Origin of the sequence: Micromonospora sp. WMMC264 (genome assembly GCF_027497275.1) — a bacterium.
GTDB lineage: Bacteria > Actinomycetota > Actinomycetes > Mycobacteriales > Micromonosporaceae > Micromonospora > Micromonospora chalcea.
This window is the reverse complement of sequence record NZ_CP114907.1, coordinates 5,631,703-5,647,680: the sequence shown is the minus strand read 5'-3', so window position 1 is coordinate 5,647,680 and position 15,978 is coordinate 5,631,703. Positions and strand designations below refer to the sequence as shown.

The 15,978-nt window shown below is 71.9% G+C and carries 20 protein-coding genes; 13 read left to right on the top strand and 7 right to left on the bottom strand.

Going from position 1 to position 15,978, the window contains the following annotated elements:
• The first annotated feature begins 77 nt into the window (after positions 1-77).
• From O7542_RS25015 to amcA, 5 genes are all read left to right on the top strand, one after another.
• On the top strand, positions 78-431 hold the full coding sequence (locus O7542_RS25015; RefSeq protein WP_281605284.1) for a sterol carrier family protein: 354 nt from the start codon (positions 78-80) through the stop codon (positions 429-431).
• A 169-nt stretch (positions 432-600) separates the two neighbouring features.
• Positions 601-2,118 (top strand): amidophosphoribosyltransferase, encoded by a 1,518-nt coding sequence (gene purF, locus O7542_RS25010; protein WP_030500597.1) that lies wholly within the window; start codon positions 601-603, stop codon positions 2,116-2,118.
• 57 nt (positions 2,119-2,175) lie between these two features.
• Positions 2,176-3,330, top strand: a complete 1,155-nt coding sequence (gene purM / locus O7542_RS25005; RefSeq protein WP_043327537.1) for a phosphoribosylformylglycinamidine cyclo-ligase — start codon at positions 2,176-2,178, stop codon at positions 3,328-3,330.
• Positions 3,331-3,457: 127 nt separating this feature from the next.
• Positions 3,458-4,549, top strand: a complete 1,092-nt coding sequence (gene amcB, locus O7542_RS25000) for a cyclophane-forming radical SAM peptide maturase AmcB (protein WP_176722793.1) — start codon at positions 3,458-3,460, stop codon at positions 4,547-4,549.
• Positions 4,530-4,742 (top strand): multiple cyclophane-containing RiPP AmcA, encoded by a 213-nt coding sequence (gene amcA, locus O7542_RS24995; protein ID WP_030500600.1) that lies wholly within the window; start codon positions 4,530-4,532, stop codon positions 4,740-4,742. Before amcB ends, amcA begins: the two co-directional genes overlap by 20 nt.
• 146 nt (positions 4,743-4,888) lie before the next feature.
• On the opposite strand, the gene O7542_RS24990 is transcribed toward amcA, so the two are convergent.
• Positions 4,889-5,104 carry a DUF3073 domain-containing protein gene (locus O7542_RS24990; protein ID WP_013283429.1) on the bottom strand — a complete coding sequence of 72 codons (216 nt, stop codon included), beginning with the start codon at positions 5,102-5,104 and terminating at the stop codon, positions 4,889-4,891.
• Positions 5,105-5,396: 292 nt separating this feature from the next.
• Positions 5,397-6,479 carry a Glu/Leu/Phe/Val dehydrogenase gene (locus O7542_RS24985; protein ID WP_069088136.1) on the bottom strand — a complete coding sequence of 361 codons (1,083 nt, stop codon included), beginning with the start codon at positions 6,477-6,479 and terminating at the stop codon, positions 5,397-5,399.
• Between the two features lie 174 nt (positions 6,480-6,653).
• Between O7542_RS24985 and O7542_RS24980 the strand changes: the two genes are divergently transcribed.
• Entirely contained in the window at positions 6,654-7,493 is an 840-nt protein-coding gene (locus O7542_RS24980) for a hypothetical protein (RefSeq protein ID WP_281605283.1), read from the top strand.
• A 256-nt stretch (positions 7,494-7,749) separates the two neighbouring features.
• Entirely contained in the window at positions 7,750-7,959 is a 210-nt protein-coding gene (locus tag O7542_RS24975; RefSeq protein ID WP_007073996.1) for a BldC family transcriptional regulator, read from the top strand.
• A gap of 71 nt (positions 7,960-8,030) precedes the next feature.
• Here O7542_RS24975 and O7542_RS24970 read toward each other — a convergent pair whose 3' ends face one another.
• Positions 8,031-8,429 (bottom strand): PPOX class F420-dependent oxidoreductase, encoded by a 399-nt coding sequence (locus tag O7542_RS24970; RefSeq protein WP_281605282.1) that lies wholly within the window; start codon positions 8,427-8,429, stop codon positions 8,031-8,033.
• A gap of 55 nt (positions 8,430-8,484) precedes the next feature.
• Between O7542_RS24970 and O7542_RS24965 the strand changes: the two genes are divergently transcribed.
• Complete coding sequence (locus O7542_RS24965) at positions 8,485-9,264, top strand: class I SAM-dependent methyltransferase (protein WP_210886005.1); 780 nt, start codon at positions 8,485-8,487, stop codon at positions 9,262-9,264.
• 53 nt (positions 9,265-9,317) lie between these two features.
• Here the strand turns inward: O7542_RS24965 and O7542_RS24960 are convergent, their stop codons facing one another.
• Positions 9,318-9,605, bottom strand: a complete 288-nt coding sequence (locus tag O7542_RS24960; protein WP_043327533.1) for a hypothetical protein — start codon at positions 9,603-9,605, stop codon at positions 9,318-9,320.
• A 162-nt stretch (positions 9,606-9,767) separates the two neighbouring features.
• On the opposite strand from O7542_RS24960, the gene O7542_RS24955 reads away from it, so the two are divergent.
• Together O7542_RS24955 and O7542_RS24950 are read left to right on the top strand one after the other, a co-directional pair.
• Complete coding sequence (locus O7542_RS24955) at positions 9,768-10,625, top strand: 3-hydroxyacyl-CoA dehydrogenase family protein (protein ID WP_281605281.1); 858 nt, start codon at positions 9,768-9,770, stop codon at positions 10,623-10,625.
• Entirely contained in the window at positions 10,622-11,365 is a 744-nt protein-coding gene (locus tag O7542_RS24950; protein WP_064448341.1) for an enoyl-CoA hydratase/isomerase family protein, read from the top strand. The genes O7542_RS24955 and O7542_RS24950 overlap by 4 nt, the downstream gene beginning before the upstream one ends.
• A gap of 60 nt (positions 11,366-11,425) precedes the next feature.
• On the opposite strand, the gene O7542_RS24945 is transcribed toward O7542_RS24950, so the two are convergent.
• Positions 11,426-12,763 carry an ABC transporter substrate-binding protein gene (locus tag O7542_RS24945; protein WP_043327530.1) on the bottom strand — a complete coding sequence of 446 codons (1,338 nt, stop codon included), beginning with the start codon at positions 12,761-12,763 and terminating at the stop codon, positions 11,426-11,428.
• A gap of 166 nt (positions 12,764-12,929) precedes the next feature.
• Between O7542_RS24945 and O7542_RS24940 the strand changes: the two genes are divergently transcribed.
• Complete coding sequence (locus O7542_RS24940) at positions 12,930-13,319, top strand: hypothetical protein (protein WP_043327529.1); 390 nt, start codon at positions 12,930-12,932, stop codon at positions 13,317-13,319.
• Positions 13,320-13,363: 44 nt separating this feature from the next.
• The gene (locus O7542_RS24935) at positions 13,364-14,068 is read left to right on the top strand and encodes a DUF2786 domain-containing protein (protein ID WP_043327528.1); all 705 of its coding nucleotides are present in this window, start codon (positions 13,364-13,366) and stop codon (positions 14,066-14,068) included.
• A gap of 20 nt (positions 14,069-14,088) precedes the next feature.
• Here the strand turns inward: O7542_RS24935 and O7542_RS24930 are convergent, their stop codons facing one another.
• Positions 14,089-14,601, bottom strand: a complete 513-nt coding sequence (locus tag O7542_RS24930) for an SRPBCC family protein (RefSeq protein ID WP_043327527.1) — start codon at positions 14,599-14,601, stop codon at positions 14,089-14,091.
• Positions 14,602-14,898: 297 nt separating this feature from the next.
• Between O7542_RS24930 and O7542_RS24925 the strand changes: the two genes are divergently transcribed.
• On the top strand, positions 14,899-15,336 hold the full coding sequence (locus tag O7542_RS24925; protein ID WP_043327526.1) for an ArsI/CadI family heavy metal resistance metalloenzyme: 438 nt from the start codon (positions 14,899-14,901) through the stop codon (positions 15,334-15,336).
• A 50-nt stretch (positions 15,337-15,386) separates the two neighbouring features.
• Here O7542_RS24925 and O7542_RS24920 read toward each other — a convergent pair whose 3' ends face one another.
• Positions 15,387-15,971 (bottom strand): GNAT family N-acetyltransferase, encoded by a 585-nt coding sequence (locus tag O7542_RS24920; protein ID WP_043327525.1) that lies wholly within the window; start codon positions 15,969-15,971, stop codon positions 15,387-15,389.
• Positions 15,972-15,978: the final 7 nt, after the last annotated feature.

Genomic DNA, 15,978 nt, shown 5'->3' with positions numbered 1-15,978 from the left:
CTATGCCTTGTCTGACCGGATCATCTCTACCCAGGGCCGCCGCAGGGCGGCGTTCTGCCGGGTCGTATCGTCCCGTCGTGTCCTCTCCGCACGCTTATTCCGAAGCGGTACTCGCCGCCCTGGCGGTGCTGGACGAGGGGCGTACGCCCGAACGGCCGGTCCTCCGGGAGGCGGTCCGGACCCTCTTGGCTGCCCTCACGGATCGCGCCCCCGGCCGATCGGTGGAGGTGCGCGTCCCACCCTACGGTGCGGTGCAGTGCGTGAGTGGTCCACGACACACCCGCGGCACGCCGCCGAACGTGGTGGAGATGGACCCGCCGACGTGGCTGGCGCTCGCCACCGGACGCCTCGACTGGGCGCGAGCGGTCACCGACGGTCGCGTACGGGTGTCGGGGAACCGGGCCGACCTTTCCGCGTACCTCCCGATTTAGCCGGCGGACGGCCGCAACCTGCACTCACCCTGAGCGGGGACTCCGTGACTGTCGGTATCGACTGCTGTTCGCGTACACTGAGAGCCGACGACGGTCCCGGCCCATAGCGTGCGGAGCTGACCCCCGACTCCGCCAGGCCAGTCCAGACCCCACCAAGAGGGAGCGGCAGGTGCCCCGAGGCGATGGCCGGCTGAGCCACGACCTTGACCCCGAGCGACCCGGCCCCCAGGACGCGTGCGGCGTCTTCGGCGTCTGGGCCCCCGGGGAAGAGGTCGCCAACCTCACCTACTTCGGGCTCTACGCCCTCCAGCACCGGGGCCAGGAGGCCGCGGGCATCGCAGTGAGCGACGGTTCCGGCGTCGTGGTCTACAAGGATCTCGGCCTGGTCGCCCAGGTGTTCGACGAGCCGACGCTGGCGAGCCTGCGCGGGCACGTCGCGATCGGGCACGCGCGCTACTCCACCACCGGCGGCTCGACTTGGGAGAACGCCCAGCCGACGATCCGCGCCACCAGCGCCGGCACCACCATCGCGCTGGCGCACAACGGCAACCTGGTCAACACCGCCGAGCTGCAGCGCGAGGCCGCAGTGCGCGGGCTCGACTCGGACGGCTCGACGAACGACACCTCGCTGGTGACGATGCTGCTGGCCAGCCGGCCCGACCTGTCGGTCGAGGCGGCGGCGCTGGAGGTGCTGCCGCAACTGCGCGGCGCGTTCAGCTTCGTTTTCATGGACGAGTCGACGCTCTACGCGGCGCGCGACGCGCACGGCGTACGCCCGCTGGTGCTCGGCCGCCTCGAACGCGGCTGGGTGGTGGCCAGCGAGACCGCCGCGCTGGACATCGTCGGCGCGAGCGTGGTCCGCGAGGTCGAGCCGGGCGAGCTGATCGCCATCGACGAGAACGGGCTGCGCTCCAGCCGGTTCGCCGCGCCCGAGCCCAAGGGCTGCCTCTTCGAGTACGTGTACATCGCCCGGCCGGACGCCACCATCGCCGGCCGTAACGTGCACGCCGCGCGGGTGCAGATCGGCCGTCAGCTCGCCAAGGAGCACCCGGTCGAGGCCGACCTGGTGATCCCGGTGCCGGAGTCCGGCACGCCGGCCGCGATCGGCTACGCCGAGGAATCAGGCATCACCTACGGCCAGGGCCTGATGAAGAACCCGTACGTGGGGCGCACCTTCATCCAGCCCTCGCAGACGCTGCGCGCGCTCGGCGTCCGGCTGAAGCTGAACCCGCTGCGGCAGAACGTACGCGGCAAGCGCCTGGTGGTGGTGGACGACTCGATCGTCCGGGGCACCACCCAGCGGGCGATCGTCCGGTTGCTGCGCGAGGCGGGCGCCCTGGAGGTCCATGTCCGGATCTCCTCGCCGCCGGTGAGCTGGCCCTGCTTCTACGGCATCGACTTCGCCACCCGGGCCGAACTGCTGGCCAACGGGCTGGACAACGAGGGCATCCGGCGCTCGATCGGCGCCGACACGCTCGGGTACGTATCGCTGCCCGGTCTCATCGCCGCGACCGAGCAGCCGAAGAGCCGGCTCTGCCGGGCGTGCTTCGATGGGGAGTATCCGATCGAACTGCCGGCCGGGAACCTGATCGGCAAGCACGTGCTCGAAGGAGTGGGACGCCGGGTCGCCGCCGAGGCGGCCGGGCCGACCGGTCCGCTCGTCGCCACACCGACCCACCACCCGTAGCACCACCGACGCGGGTCCGGCCGCTCCGGGCTCGCGGGAACCACAAAGGGGAGAACCGTGACGCACGTGTCCGAGCGCAGCGGCGCAGGATCCAGCCCGACGGGCGCCGGCGGCGACCGCCAGCCCTGGTCGGCGGGGTCCGGCCGGACGCAGCGCAAACGCTCGGTCTCGTACGCCGACGCCGGGGTGTCGATCGAGGCGGGCGACCGCGCGGTCGAGCTGCTCAAGTCCAAGGTCAAGGAGACCCGGCGCCCGGAGGTCCTGGGTGACCTGGGCGGCTTCGCCGGCTTGTTCCGGCTGGACACGAAGAAGTACAAGAATCCGATCCTGGCCTCCTCGACCGACGGCGTCGGCACCAAGCTGGTGATCGCGCAGCAGCTCGACATCCACGACACGGTCGGCATCGACCTGGTCGCCATGGTCGTCGACGACCTGGTCGCCTGCGGCGCCGAGCCGCTGTTCCTGCTCGACTACATCGCCACCGGCGAGGTCGTGCCGGACAAGGTCGCCGAGATCGGCGCGGGCATCGCGGACGGCTGCCGGTACGCCGGCTGCGCGCTGCTGGGTGGCGAGACCGCCGAGCACCCGGGCGTGCTGCGCCCCGACGAGTACGACATCTCCGCCACCGGCGTCGGCGTGGTGGAGGAGAGCGAGATCCTCACCCCGGAGCGGGTGGAGGTGGGTGACGTGGTGATCGCCATGCGCTCCTCCGGCCTGCACTCCAACGGCTACTCCCTGGTCCGGCACGTGCTGCTGGGCGCCGGCCGGATGCGGCTGGACGTGGTGATCGACGACTTCGGCCGCCAGCGGACGCTCGGCGAGGAGCTGCTCACCCCGACCAAGATCTACGCGCAGGACTGCCTCAAGCTGATCGCCGAGGCCGAGGTGCGGGCGCTGGCCCACGTCACCGGCGGCGGCATCCCCGGCAACCTGGTCCGGGTGCTGCCGGAGCACGTCGACGCCGTGGTCAACCGCTCCACCTGGAAGCCGCAGCCGATCTTCGATCTGATCCAGACCAAGGGCCGGATCGAGGACCCGGAGATGGAGGCGACGTTCAACATGGGCGTCGGCATGTTCGCGATCGTCTCCGCCGAGGACGCCGACCGCGCGCTGGCCACCCTGACCGGCCGGGGCGTGGACGCCTGGCAGGCGGGCGAGATCATCGAGGGGTCCGGCAACGTGCAGATGGTCGGGCAGCACACCCGGGGCTGATCACCCTGCGCCGATCGGCCGGGCACCTGATCGGGGGTTCACCCGAGCGGTCGCCGCGGCCTAGCCTGGAGGTTCGGTTTTCAGGCAGGCGGGGGAGGTGCTGATGGCCGCACGTGCGCCCGAAGGGATGCGGGGTATCGCCGCCGTCCCGTCGTACGTGGTGATGCAGCCGACCACCCTGTGCAACCTCGACTGCGCCTACTGCTACCTGCCGCTTCGGGCGGCCGATCGGCGGATGCCGGTGGCCGTCGCCGAGGCGGTGGCGGCGTCGGTGAACCCGTGGGCGACGGGTGGTCGCTTCTCCGTGGTCTGGCACGGCGGCGAGCCGCTCGCGGCCGGCCGGGAGCATCTGGCCGCCCTGCTGGCGCCGTTCGGGCCGGACGTCGAGCACCACGTGCAGACGAACGCCACGCTGATCGACGACGCCTGGTGCGCGTTCTTCGCCGAGCACCGGGTGCGGGTCAGCGTCAGCGTGGACGGGCCACGGGCCCGCAACGCCGAGCGGGTCACCCGGGGCGGGCGGCCCGCGTACGACCGGATCGTGGCCGGGGTGGCGGCGCTGCGCCGCCACGGCGTGCCGTTCTCGGCGCTGGCTGTGGTGTCCCGGCCGGAGCCGGGCCTGGCGACCGAGCTGTACGACTACTTCCTCGACCTGGGCTGCGACGTGCTCGGCGTCAACATCGAGGAGACCGAGGGCGTCAACACCCGGACCAACGCCCGGGACGCGGGCGCGGTCACCGGGTTCTGGGCGGAGCTGGTCGCGGCCTGGCGGCGTGATCCCCGGATCCACCTGCGCGAGGTGGAGTGGTCGCTGCGGTACGCGGGCGCGGTGCTGGCCGGCACCGCCGACGACCTGCTGCCCCGCCGCCTCGACCCGATCCCGACGGTCGGGCACGACGGTTCGGTGGTGGTGCTCTCGCCGGAGCTGGCCGGCTTCACGGACCCGCACTACGGCGACTTCACCAGCGGGAACGTGCTCACCACCCCGCTGGGCGAGATCCTCGCCGACGCGGCCGGCACGCCCTGGGTGGGCGAGTTCCTCACCGGCGTGGAGGCGTGCCGGACGTCCTGCGCGTACTTCGGCTTCTGTGGGGGTGGGCACGCCGCCAACCGCTACTTCGAGCTGGGGCGTTTCGACGGTACGGAGACCGAGCACTGCCGGAACAGCAAGATCCGCCTACTGGAGGGAGTGTTGGAGCATGCCCGAGACCATCAGTGACACCGACCGGGGGGCAGTGGCCGACCGGGTGCGGGACGCCGCTGCGGGGCTTACCGCTCTGCTCCGTGAGGCGGAGGCGGCGCGGCTGCTGCGGGCGGAGGTGTCGGGCGGCGACGGCGCCAACGCGGTCTGCGCCTGGAACCACTTCGAGAACATCCCGACGTTCTACAACTGGAACAACCGGCCGCGCTGAGGGCTCGGTTCCGCGATCAGGGACCTGCCGGCGAGTCGGGGCGGCACCCCGGCACGGCAGGTCCCTGATCGTCGGTCGTACGCCGGCTCAGCAGAGCACATGCGTGAGCACGCGGGGGTTACCGCGTGCTCAGATGTGACCGGAGGTCAGCGGGTCGGACGAGCCCAGGTGTCCGGGTCGTCGTCCGCGTGGTCCTCGTCATCGTCGTCGACATACTCTTTGTAGTCGTCGTCGAAGTTGTGCTCAGACTTCCCACTACCCGCCAGTTCGCGCTGCAAGGCGGTTAGGTCGGTGTTCGGGGAGTGATACTTCAACTCCCGCGCCACCTTCGTCTGCTTGGCCTTAGCACGGCCGCGCCCCATGGCTCGACCCCCTCGCACAGAATGCGGGGCAGCCCGAAGGCGGGCCCCGATGACGTCAGGCATCTCTCGTGGCTCTTACGGTACATGGGGATGCCATCGTTCGGCACCTCGGGTCACCGTCGACCGGACCTGCGCGTCGCAGTGGTCCAGCCGTCACCAAGTGTACCGGGTAAGGGGTAAGGTCCGGGGCTGGCCGTGACAGCGGACAAATGGGTACGAACGGGCCCGAGGCTCAGCTTAACGCGCACGGCCTCCGGGGGTGGAGTCGCCGCTCCGCCCCCGGAGGTGAGCTTCACCGCAGATGGATCGCGCGCAGCCGGCCGACCTCGGCCATCCGCCGCTCGGCGAGCCGGTCCGCGGCCACCGCCGGGGGTACGCCCTCGTCGTCGGCGAGCTGGAGGATCTGCCGGGTGGTGTCGAAGATCCGGGTGGCGCGCAGCTTGGCGCGCTCGAAGTTGAAGCCCTCGATCTCGTCGGCCACCTGGATCACGCCGCCCGCGTTCACCACGTAGTCCGGGGTGTAGAGGATGCCCCGGTCGGCGAGCACCTTCTCGATGCCCGAGTGGGCGAGCTGGTTGTTCGCCGCTCCGGTGACGACCTTCGCCCGCAGCACCGGCACGGTCTCGTCGTTCAGCGCGCCGCCGAGCGCGCACGGGGCGTACACGTCGATGTCGGAGGCGACCAGCGCCGCGGTGTCGTCGACCAGGGTGACCTGCGGGTGGGTGGTGCGCGCCCACTCCAGGGCGCGCGGGTTCACGTCGGTCGCCACGACCTCGGCGCCGTCGTCGAGCAGGTGGGCGGTCAGGTACTTGCCGACCTTGCCCAGCCCGGCCACGCCGACCCGGCGGCCGGCCAGCGTCGGGCTGCCCCAGACGTGCTCGGCGGCGGCCCGCATGCCCTGGAACACGCCCCACGCGGTGAGGATCGAGGAGTCGCCCGCGCCGCCGTGCTCCACGCTGCGGCCGGTGACGTACCGGGTCTCGCGCGCGATCACGTCCATGTCCGCGACGTACGTGCCGACGTCACAGGCGGTGTAGTAGCGGCCGTTGAGCGACTCGACGAAGCGGCCGTACGCGCGCAGCAGCGCCTCGCTCTTGATCTGCTCGGGGTCGCCCCAGATGACCGCCTTGCCGCCACCGAGGTCGAGGTTCGCCAGCGCGTTCTTGTAGGCCATGCCGCGGGAGAGGTCGAGCACGTCGGCGAGGGCGTCGGCCTCCGTGGCGTACGGGTAGAACCGGGTCCCGCCGAGCGCGGGGCCCAGCGCGGTGGAGTAGATCCCGATGATCGCCTTCAGGCCGGACTGCTTGTCCTGGCAGAACACGACCTGCTCATGCCCCGTGGAAACGGGGTCGTCGGTGCTGGCGAATACGCCCATGGCTGACTCCTGTGTCGGTGAGCGCCCTTGTGGGGAGCGGAACCTGGTGGCACGCCGGCGGGATGCTGCCGGTGTCTCTGAGCCTAATATCGGCCCGAACCGTACTGTCGCGCACGTCACGCCACGGGCTCACGGGCGGCGACGGGCGGTCCCGTCTCGTGGGAGGATCGCGCCGTGCCGTCGCTCTTCGCTTCATACCTGCGCGTGTACGAGCCGCTGACCGCCTTCGACCGGGACCGGCAGTCCTACTGGCGCCGGTACGTCAGCGAGGGCCGGGCGATCGCCCCGCTGGATGGGCCGGTACGACAACGGACCGCCGTGATCGAGGCGCTGGGCGCGGGCTGGACCCGGCTGCCCGACCTGCCCGACGAGGCGTACGTCCTGGAGTCGGACGACTCGTTGCTGGTCTGCCCCTGGAACCTGCGCATCCGGGTCGCCGAGGCGGCGCTGAGCGCCCGCGACGGCGTGCCCTCGGTGCTGGCCGACGCGTTCGTGCCGCCGGTGCTCGCCGGGCAGGCCAAGGCCGTGGTGGAGGACTGGCGCAGCGGCGCCCGGGTGCTGGAGCACGGCGTGCCCCGGGTGCACGAGCAGATCGCCACCTGGGGCGTGCCGCTGCGCTGGTTCGTGCTGTTCGAGGCGGGTGAGCGGCACCTGGTCACCGAGCCGGAGCGGCGCGCGCTGCGCTACCGCACCGAGATCTCCAAGGCGCGCCGCCGCGCGTCGCGGGCGCTGTCGGTGCTGCGCAAGTCGATCGGCGAGGCGCCGATCACCGAGGCGGTCGAGGAGGCGGCCCGGTGGCTGGAGGAGTTCCACCCGCGCTCGGTGGTCGAGCTGGACTACGGCGGCCTGGTGCAACTGCTGCCGGACGAGACGCTCGAAGCCGACGACTCGACCGATCTGGTGGCCACCGGACTGTCCGGACTGGGCCGGGGCGAGGCCGAGGAGGCGTCCGCCGCGTACGACAAGCTGGTCGCCCGCTGGCGCGCGGTGCAGCTGTTGGAGCGCTGCAACTGACGCCCGGTTTACCCCGATAAGTGGTCTTGGACACGAGAGTGTCTCGTAGTTGATGCGTCACGAACCGTGATCATGAGTCCTAATAAGGTAGTTTCTGCGGCATAAAAGTCGTAAAAATCGGGCATGCTTCATCCGTCCGTCTAGGGACCTTCAGCCGTTCGGCCCATGTCGGACATCGGGGACTAGCCGGACCATGGGAGACGCGTCGGCCGGCGGGACCCCGGCCGATGTCTATACATGTGGAGGAGTGACCCCGATGGCATCGCGAACGCACGAACCTGAGCCGCTACTCACACCGGCCGAGGTGGCGTCGATGTTCCGTGTCGACCCGAAGACGGTGACCCGGTGGGCCAAGGCTGGCAAGCTCAGCGCCATCCGGACCCTTGGCGGCCACCGCCGCTACCGTGAGTCAGAGGTTCGGGCGCTACTGCAGGGGCAGATCCCCCAGCAGCGCCAGGGAGACTGACGAACCGGCGTTCTCCGGCGTTCCGATCAGGGGCGGTGCCGTCGCGGCGCCGCCCTTAATCGTGCCCGGGCTCAGTCGTGTCCGGGGGACGTTCCGTCCAGCACGATCCGCAGCCCCACCGTGCCCCCCTCGCCCCGGCGCAGCCGGCTGCCGAGCAGGCTCAGCCGCCCGATCAGCCGGTACTTCTGCTTGAGCAGGCCCCGCACCCGCCGGGTGCTCTCCGGATCGGCGATCGTCGCGTGTGCCGGCACCGCATCGCCGTGCGGTCGCCCGCGCACGTCGCACGGCGCCACAGTGACCCGGCCGTCGCGCCGGATCCGCTTCACCTTGCCGGAGTCGGACACCGTCCACACCGCCAGCGAGTCACCGTCGCGTACCGCCCACACCGGTGTCGCCACCGCCCGGCCGTCCTTGCGGAACGTGGTGAGCAGGACGTACTTCTCCGCCGCCAGGCGGTCCAGGTCGGTCACGCCGCCCAGGATACGGCGGCCACGGCGCCGCCGACCCCCGGATAGCGTTGCGGGCATGACCGGGGAACCCGAGATCGGCGACGTGTTCGGCGAGATGATCCGCGACGCGTACGCGGTCGCCACCGGGATCGGACCCCGGCCGATGGCCGGTGGACGCCTGCCCCGGCCGGTCATCGAGATCATCGAGCGGGACGACGGGCTGATCAACGGCGCGCCCGCCGGGCACTACCTGGACCCGCCGCAGCTGTGGCAGCCGCACGACCACCGGGCGGTGGACCGGGTACGCGGGCACGTGCTCGACGTCGGCGTAGGCGCCGGACGGATCGCGCTGGAACTCCAGGAGCGCGGCGTGCCCGTCACCGGCCTGGACACCTCGCTGGGCGCGCTGCGGGTCAGCCGGCACCGGGGCGTACGCGACCTCGTCCACGGCACCGTCGACGAGCACACCGCCGACGAGCCGCGCTACGACACGTTCCTGCTGCTCGGCAACAACCTCGGGCTGTTCGAGGGGCGGGAACGGGCGCCCGCGATGCTGGCCGCGCTCGCCGCCCTGGCCCGCCCCGGCGCCCGGGTGATCGCCCACGGCACCGACCCGTACGGCACCACCGACCCGGTGCACACCGCCTATCACGAGCGCAACCGGCAGCGGGGCCGGATCGGCGGGCAACTGCGGCTGCGGCTGCGCTACCGGCTGCTCGGCACCGGGTGGTTCGACTACCTGGTCTGCTCGCCCGAGGAGTTCGCCGAGCTGGTCCACGGCTCACCGTGGCGACTGGCCGACGTGGACGACACCGACCACCCGTACTACCTCGCCACGCTGGAGCTGCGGCGTTAGGAAGGGCCCCTTTCAAGCGCCCAGGCGTTAACAAGGGGCCCTTCCTTACATGCTCAGACCTGGACGGTGGGGGTGGTCTGCTCCGGGGGCAGTCCGCCGTCGCCGTCGACCACCTCGTCCGGCGTGCCGTCCTCGTCGATGTCCACCATGGTGATGTCCACCTTGCCGTCACCGTCGGTGTCGAACTGGAACAGGTCGGCCTTGCCGTCGCCGTCGGTGTCCACCACCCACACGTCGGTCTTGCCGTCGTTGTTGGTGTCCGCGCGGAGCAGGTCCACCCGCTCGTCGCCGCGGGTCTCGACCGTCTCGGTGTTCTCCGCGCTCTCCGGTGCCTGGCTCATCTCGTTCCTTCCTTCGACGTTGACGGCCGTCCTTACCCCGTCCGCTCCGCCCCCACTCATCCCGGCGGCCCGGCCCTGCATAGGGTCCCATGCAGGAACGAGCGAGCGGACGGGCCCGGCGGCGGAGACCCCGCGCGCCCCCGCCGCGGCGAGGGGACACCGATGAGTGGTCGTTTTGTGGTCGTCGGGGCCGGCACCATGGGCCTCGGCATCGCGTACGTGGCGGCCGGCGCCGGGTACGCGGTCGAACTGGTCGAGGTCGACCCCGGGCGGGGCGCCGAGGCCGTCCGCCGGCTCGGCGAGCTGTGGGACCGGGGCGTGCAGCGCGGCAAGCTGACCGAGGAGGCCGCCACCGCCAACCGCGGGCGCGTCACGTTGCGGGCCGGGCTCACCGAGGTGCCCGAGGGCGCCGACGTGATCGTGGAGGCGGTGCCCGAGCGGCTCGACCTGAAGCGCGCCGTGCTGCGCGAGGCGGAGAGCCGCCGCCCCGCGCTGCTGGGCAGCAACACGTCCAGCATCCCGATCGCCGAACTGGCCGCCGGGCTGGACCGCCCGGCCGACTTCGTCGGGCTGCACTTCTTCAACCCGGTCTGGGCGATGGCGTTGCTGGAGGTCGTGGTCGGCCCGGCCACCGCGCCGGAGACCACCGAGGCGGCCGTCGCGCTCGCCGCCCGGCTGGGCAAGGACCCCGTCGTCGTACGCGACATGCCCGGCTTCGCCACCTCCCGCCTCGGCGTCACGCTCGGCCTGGAGGCGATCCGGATGGTGGCCGACGAGGTGGCGAGCCCGGCCGACATCGACAAGGCGATGGTGCTCGGCTACCGGCACCCGATCGGCCCGCTGGAGCTGACCGACCTGGTCGGACTGGACGTGCGGCTCGACATCGCGCGTACGCTCCAGGCCGCGTACGGGGACCGCTTCGCGCCGCCGCCGCTGCTGGTCGAGATGGTGGCCGCCGGGAAGCTCGGCAAGAAGTCCGGGCAGGGCTTCTACACCTGGAAGGACGGCCAGAAGAAATGAGCGGGCTGCGGATCGAGGAGCTGCCGGACCGGCTGGTCGTCACGCTGGACCGGCCGGAGAAACGCAACGCGATCGACGCCGACCTGGTGGCCGAGCTGCACGCGGTCTGCGCCGACCTGGAGGCACGCCCCCGGCTGCTGCTGCTCACCGGCGGGACGGCGGGCATCTTCGCCGGCGGCGCCGACATCGCCCAGCTGCGCGAGCGCGGCCGGCTGGACGCGCTGGCCGCCATCAACCAGGGCGTCTTCGCCCGCATCCGGGCGCTCCCGATGCCCACCGTGGCCGCGGTCGACGGGCCGGCGCTGGGCGGCGGCGCCGAACTCGCGTACGCCTGCGATCTGCGGGTGTGCACGGACCGCGCGGTCTTCGGTCAGCCCGAGGTGCGGCTGGGCATCCTGGCCGGCGCGGGCGCGACCTACCGGCTGCCGGCGTTGATCGGTGAGGCCCGCGCCAAGGAGCTGCTCTTCACCGGCCGGCGGGTGGACGCCGCGGAGGCGCTGCGGATCGGGCTGGTGAACCGGGTGGTGGCCGAACCGGACGAGCTGCTGCCCACCGCGCACGGCCTGCTCGACGAGATGGCGAAGGGCTCCGCGCTGGCCCTGCGGCTGACCAAGCTGGCGGTGGACGCCCCGGCGGCCGCGCACCCGCAACTCGACCTGCTCAGCCAGGCGGTGCTCTTCGAGGACGAGGAGAAACACCGGCGGATGACCGAGTTCCTGGACCGGCGCAAGGCGCGCTGAGCCGGAACACGACGAGGGCCGCGCCGGTGTTCCCGGTGCGGCCCTCGTCGTCGGCGCTTCTCAGCGTCTGATCTGGACTCCGGCGTCCGCCAGAGCCGGGATCGCCGGCGCGGACTCGGCGAAGCCGATGAGCAGCAGCGCCTCCGGCCCGTACGCCTTGATCTCCTGGGCGATGCCGGAGAAGTCGACGGGGGTCTTCGGGTCCTCCGGCGGCTCGTAGGTCAGCAGCTTGACCCGGTCCGCGCCGATGCCGGCCTTCTCCAGCTCCGAACGGACGTTCTCCTGGAGGCCCTCGCCGTAGGAGTCCTTACGGGCCAGGATCGCGATCTTGCGCGGCCCGTCCCGGAGCATCACGTCGGCCAGCGCGCGACCCTGGAGGCTGTCCGGCGGGGCGGTACGGAAGTAGAGGCCGTTGTCGTCCACCGCGCTCAGCCCCGCGTCGGTGTTCGACGGCGAGAACAGGATCCGCCCGGCGGCCACCACGTCCGGCAGCACCGCCCGGGAGATGCCGGAACCACCGGCGCCGATGATGACGTGGACGCCCTCCCGGACGTGCGAGGCGACAGTGGCCTTGGCGACCGCCGGGTTGGTGCCGTCGTCGCCCTCGACCCACCTCACCGGCTCACCGAGCACACCACCGGCGGCGTTGACCTCGCGGAGCGCGAGCGCGGCGCCGGCGGCCAGCGGCGGGTATGCCAGCGCCAGATCACCGGTCTTCGGCAGGAGGCCGCCGAGGACCAGTGGCGCGTCCTTCGCCTTCCCGTCGCGCAGCTTGCGACCGCGCGGCGGCGTCTTGCTGCTCGCCCCGGACTCCTCACCGGCGCCGACGAACTCGGTCTTGCTGTCGTCGATCTTCTGGTTGTCGAAGTGCATGGTGCCGTAGCTGGCGGTGGCCGGCTCGCCGTTGTCGGTGAACCCGGCCCGGGTGAGCGACACGCCCCGGTACTGGATGTCCTGACCGGCGCGGGCGAGCTGGAGGCAGGTCGCCACCTCGTCGCAGCGCTCGCCGCCGGTGGTGACCCCGACGATCTGTTTGGCGATCTCGCCCGGCGCGGTGGTGCCGGCGAGCTGGGCGGCCAGCGCGCTGATCACGACCGCGTCGTAGGACTCGGCGGAGTAGAGGAAGTCACCCAGCTTCGCGTCTACGGCGAGTAGTCGTTCCTTGAAGCTCTCGGGCAGCGGAGTGAGGGGCGTGGTGCCCTTCATCCCGTTCACCAGATCCGCCCGATCCTTCAGCTCGGCTGGGTATGAATTGAGCATGTTGCCGTCGGTGCCGTAGAGGCGCACCTGGGTGGCGGGCGCTTCTTCCGGCTCGTCGCTCCCGCAGGCGCTCGTGGCGAGCAGGAGCGCCGCGCAGGCCATGGACAGGGCCGCGCGCGACGTGCGTGTTCTCAGCATGGTCGTCCTTCCTCCGGCGAAGGTCCGCTGCGCACCTTAGCGTGCCCACGCGGTAGGCGGGACTGTGGAGTCGGCTCCGTCGGCACCCCGACTGCGGGAATCACGCTGCGTGTTCATCGAGCGATTTCCGGGTCACGGCTTGACCCCCGGCGCTACTGTTCCGCGGGTGAACGACGAAGCACAGCAGACGCTGGACGACGCGACCGCCGTGCTCCGTTCCGCCCTCGCCGGCGACGGCGCCGGGGTGGTGGGCACGTTCGACGCGGTGGTGGACCGCTCCGGCCTGGCCGGGGCGTACGGGGTGGCGTGGTGCCTGGCCGCCACCATGCTCGGCGACGACGCGCCGGCCGGCGGGGCGGCCCTCGACTTCCCCGGCATCGACCAGGCCGACTACGACACCCGCTGGGTGGCCCGCTTCGTCAGCGCGTGCGCCAACGACGACGCCGACACCGGTGAGGCGCTGTTCGGCGCGGCCGCCGCCGACGGGCTGCTGCCCGACTGCCTGCTCACCCTCGCCGGCTCGACCATCGCCACGCTGCGCAGCCGGTCCGACTGAGCCCGCCGCGCCGCGACGCGCGCCGGCTGTGATAGCTCTGGGTCATGTCCGAGGCGATGCTCAGCAAGGTGCGCAAGCTGCTCGCCCAGGCCGAGGACCCGGCCTGCACGCCCGCCGAGTCGGCCGCGTTCATGGCCAAGGCCACCGAGCTGATCGCCCGTTACGGCGTCGACCGGGCGCTGCTCGCGGCACGCGACCCGGCCGTCGACCCGGTGGGCGACCGGACGGTCGAGGTGGTCGCGCCGTACGCCCGGGACAAGGCCGGACTGCTGGCCGCGGTCGCCGAACCGTTGCGCTGCCGCTGCGTACGCCGACGGCAGGGCAACGGTTTCGCCATGCACCTGTTCGGCTTCGCCAGCGACCTGGAACGCGTCGAGTTGCTGTTCACCTCGCTGCTGGTGCAGGCCGCGCACGGACTGGCGGGAGCCGCCGTGCCGGACGGGGAGCACCCGGCCGCGTTCCGGCGTACCTGGCTGGCCGGCTTCGCGTACGTCGTCGCGCAGCGGCTGCGCGCAGCCGAGGAGAACGCGGTGGCCGAGGCGGGCGGTCCCTCGACGGCCCTGGTACTCGCCGACCGTTCCGACCGCGTCCAGCGCCGGGTCGCCGAGGCGTACCCCAGGTTGCGCACCGCGCCGCGACGGCGCCTCGCGGGCGGTGGTTTCGCGCCGGGCGCGGACGCCGGCCGCCGCGCCGACCTCGGCGGCACCGGCGTGCCCGGCGCCGCGGCGACGCCGGGCATCACCGGCTGACCGGGCCCATCGGGTACGGGTCAGGCGGTGCGGGCGACCGTCGCCAGGTAGCGGCAGAGCAATTCGTGCCAGCCGGCCGTGAGCGCCTCGCGGTAGCCCTCGGCCGCGGCGCCGTGCCGGTCGAAGTAGCGGTGCTCGACCTCGACCCGGGTCAGTTCCGGGCCCTCGGGGTGGAACAGGACCTCCACCTCGCTGGCGCCGGCCGGGTCCGGCACCGGCACCCGGTCCGGGCCGATCTGCCAGGTGAAGACCAGACGCCGGGGCGGATCCCAGGTCAGCACGCGGCCCCAGTCGTTGCGGAAGCCGTACGGGCCGATCTCGTAGAGCATGCCGCCGGCCCGGGGTTCGATGCCGAGCGCGGCGAGCGCCTGCGGGCCGGACCAGGTGTACTCGCGTACCCACCAGTCGGCGAGCGATCCGGTGAACACGGCGTACGCCCGCTCGGCCGACGCCGGGACGAACAGGTTGCTGCGGAGGGAGAAGCGGTCGGATTCCTGCCGGACCTCATCCGGATCGGCCATCTCCTGTCCCATAGGTCCGGACCATACCGGCTCATGTCTCGGTGCGCAGCTTCCGTTGCGCCCGCTTCCGGACACCGGGAACGCCGCTCCACGACAGCGCTGTGTGGTGGGACAGGCGCGCCGAGTTGGCGGAACGCCTCCGGGCGTACCCGGTGCCAGGCCCAGGTGCCACGCCGCTCGGAGTCGGACGCAGATCTCCGACGCCGAGGCGCCGGCAGCGCTTGTTTCGACATTTCTCTAGGTTGACAGACTTCAAAGCAGAGGGCAGGGTGGAGTCTGCTTCGATAAACATCTAGACAGGGAGTTCACATGTCCCGCGTCCAGCTCGCCCTGCGCGTCTCCGACCTCGAAGGCTCCGTCGCCTTCTACAGCAAGCTGTTCGGCGTCGAGCCGGCCAAGCGCCGCCCCGGCTACGCCAACTTCGCGGTGGAGAACCCGCCGCTGAAGCTCGTACTCCTCGAAGGTGAGCCCGGCCTGCCGACGGTGATGGACCACCTCGGGGTCGAGGTGGCCACCACCGGCGAGGTGAACGCCGCGACCAGCCGGCTCACCGAGTCCGGCCTGATCACGCTGGAGGAGAACGACACCGAGTGCTGCTACGCGCTCCAGGACAAGGTCTGGGTGCGCGGCCCCGGCGACGAGCCGTGGGAGGTCTACACGGTCAAGGCCGACTCACCGCAGCTGGAGAAGGTGACCGAGAGCGCCTGCTGCGCCTCGGACACCGCGGAGCAGCCCGCCGGCGTCTGAACGGCGGATCCCCACCGGCGTCTCCGCCGGTGGGGATCTCTGTCGTACGGTCAGGTGCGGCGATTCCGCATGACCCAGGTGGGCAGCGGCTCCGCGAAGGCGTGCACCACCTCCCAGCCGGCGCGCCGGTACACCTCGACGTTGTCCGGGTTGCTGGTCTCCAGAATCGCCGGCAGGCCGTCCGCGGCGGCCCGGTCCAGCCCCACCCGCATCACGGCGTGGCCCCACCTGCGGCCGGCGTGGTCCGGGTGCGTACCCAGCACCCCCAGGTACCAGAACGGCGCCGACGGCAGCGCGGCGTGCACCGCCTCGTCGTAGGCGCGTACGCGGTGCAACACGTCGGCGGGAAGCCGGGCGGCGAGATCGTCGTCCGGCTGTGCGCTCCCGGATGCCGGCGGCTCCCAGATCGCCACCGACGCGCCGTGCCCGATCGTCCAGATCGTCTCCTTGTGCACCCGCTTGTCGAACAGGTGCCCGAAGAAGACGGCCGCATAACGCGCATAGGTCGCCTGGTCGGGGAACAGGTGCCGCAGGACCGGATCCTTGGTGAACGCCGCGACCAGCGAGGTGACCACGCTGCCACGGTCTTCCGGCGTCGCAACGGTGATCTCAGGCCCTGTCACAGCGTGCAACATATCGTGC

What these genes read in the sequence shown, in the direction of transcription:
- O7542_RS24925 (WP_043327526.1), top strand. Translation starts at nt 14,899, where the DNA reads ATGTCCCGCGTCCAGCTCGCCCTGCGCGTCTCCGACCTCGAAGGCTCC.
- O7542_RS24990 (WP_013283429.1), bottom strand. Translation starts at nt 5,104, where the DNA reads ATGGGGCGCGGCCGTGCTAAGGCCAAGCAGACGAAGGTGGCGCGGGAG.
- O7542_RS24950 (WP_064448341.1), top strand. Translation starts at nt 10,622, where the DNA reads ATGAGCGGGCTGCGGATCGAGGAGCTGCCGGACCGGCTGGTCGTCACG.
- O7542_RS24955 (WP_281605281.1), top strand. Translation starts at nt 9,768, where the DNA reads ATGAGTGGTCGTTTTGTGGTCGTCGGGGCCGGCACCATGGGCCTCGGC.
- O7542_RS24975 (WP_007073996.1), top strand. Translation starts at nt 7,750, where the DNA reads ATGGCATCGCGAACGCACGAACCTGAGCCGCTACTCACACCGGCCGAG.
- O7542_RS24985 (WP_069088136.1), bottom strand. Translation starts at nt 6,479, where the DNA reads ATGGGCGTATTCGCCAGCACCGACGACCCCGTTTCCACGGGGCATGAG.
- O7542_RS24960 (WP_043327533.1), bottom strand. Translation starts at nt 9,605, where the DNA reads ATGAGCCAGGCACCGGAGAGCGCGGAGAACACCGAGACGGTCGAGACC.
- O7542_RS24935 (WP_043327528.1), top strand. Translation starts at nt 13,364, where the DNA reads ATGTCCGAGGCGATGCTCAGCAAGGTGCGCAAGCTGCTCGCCCAGGCC.
- O7542_RS24945 (WP_043327530.1), bottom strand. Translation starts at nt 12,763, where the DNA reads ATGCTGAGAACACGCACGTCGCGCGCGGCCCTGTCCATGGCCTGCGCG.
- O7542_RS24965 (WP_210886005.1), top strand. Translation starts at nt 8,485, where the DNA reads ATGACCGGGGAACCCGAGATCGGCGACGTGTTCGGCGAGATGATCCGC.
- O7542_RS24930 (WP_043327527.1), bottom strand. Translation starts at nt 14,601, where the DNA reads ATGGGACAGGAGATGGCCGATCCGGATGAGGTCCGGCAGGAATCCGAC.
- amcA (WP_030500600.1), top strand. Translation starts at nt 4,530, where the DNA reads ATGCCCGAGACCATCAGTGACACCGACCGGGGGGCAGTGGCCGACCGG.
- O7542_RS24920 (WP_043327525.1), bottom strand. Translation starts at nt 15,971, where the DNA reads ATGTTGCACGCTGTGACAGGGCCTGAGATCACCGTTGCGACGCCGGAA.
- amcB (WP_176722793.1), top strand. Translation starts at nt 3,458, where the DNA reads ATGCGGGGTATCGCCGCCGTCCCGTCGTACGTGGTGATGCAGCCGACC.